Annotated in this window: 2 protein-coding genes; both read right to left on the reverse strand. The window is 53.0% G+C overall.

Annotation, left to right across the window (positions count from 1 at the left end; translation table 11 throughout):
- Positions 1–360: helix-turn-helix domain-containing protein (locus GTPT_RS16565; RefSeq protein ID WP_345968894.1), on the reverse strand; the 360-nt coding region annotated here is incomplete at its 3' end.
- The coding region (locus GTPT_RS16570; protein WP_038011904.1) for a transposase at positions 357–809 on the reverse strand (453 nt) is incomplete at its 5' end. The genes GTPT_RS16570 and GTPT_RS16565, both read right to left, overlap by 4 nt.

Genomic DNA, 809 nt, shown 5'->3' on the forward strand with positions numbered 1-809 from the left:
CCCCTGACGCCCCCTGCGGTGTACTTCACCACTGCGTCGCAGTATCCGGTAAAACGTGGATTCACTTGCCAGGTAAATACCTTTATCCGCCAGCCGTGGCACGATTTGTGACGGTGGCAGGCTGGCATATTCCGGCTGATGGCAGACATCCCGTATCCGGTTTTCTTCCTCAGAAGATAGCCGGTTAAACGGTACCGGCCTGAGGGCTTCAGGTCTGCCGTCACGCGGATTTTTCATCCATCGTCGCCAGGTACGCAGACTGATGCTGACTTCCCGGCAGGCAATGGCCCGTCGTGCACCCGACGTTACCGCTTCATTTATCCACAGAATAAACTGCTGTCGTTCGCTTTCAGGGGTCAGTCGTCCGCGTCTGTTTCCCCGTAGTAATCCGTGAGCTTTTTTCGCAACACCAGTATGGCTGCCGCCTCCGCCAGGGCTTTTTCCTTGCGGAGCAGTTCTTTCTTCAGCTGTTTATTTTCTTTCAGGCTTTGTTTCAGCGCCGCTTTATCACCAGGATTCTCCGTCTGTAAAAATCCGTGCCGCCACTGAACCAGCTGTTCCGGATAGAGTCCTTTTTTACGGCAGTATTCTGCTACTTCAGCTTCAGAAAGCGTGGCAGTTTCGACTATTGCGGCAAAGCGTGCTTCTGACGACCATTGTTCACTGTTCTTTTCTGCACCGGGCACCGGTTTCCCCTCTGATTTAGCCTGATTACGCCAGTTATAGAGGGTAGCTTCCGATATTCCTTCCATCTGTGCAACGGCTGCCACGGTCATATTGTAAGGCGGTAACAGTTTTGCCAGTGTTGC

The organism is Tatumella ptyseos ATCC 33301 (assembly GCF_000735525.1).
Classification (GTDB): domain Bacteria; phylum Pseudomonadota; class Gammaproteobacteria; order Enterobacterales; family Enterobacteriaceae; genus Tatumella; species Tatumella ptyseos.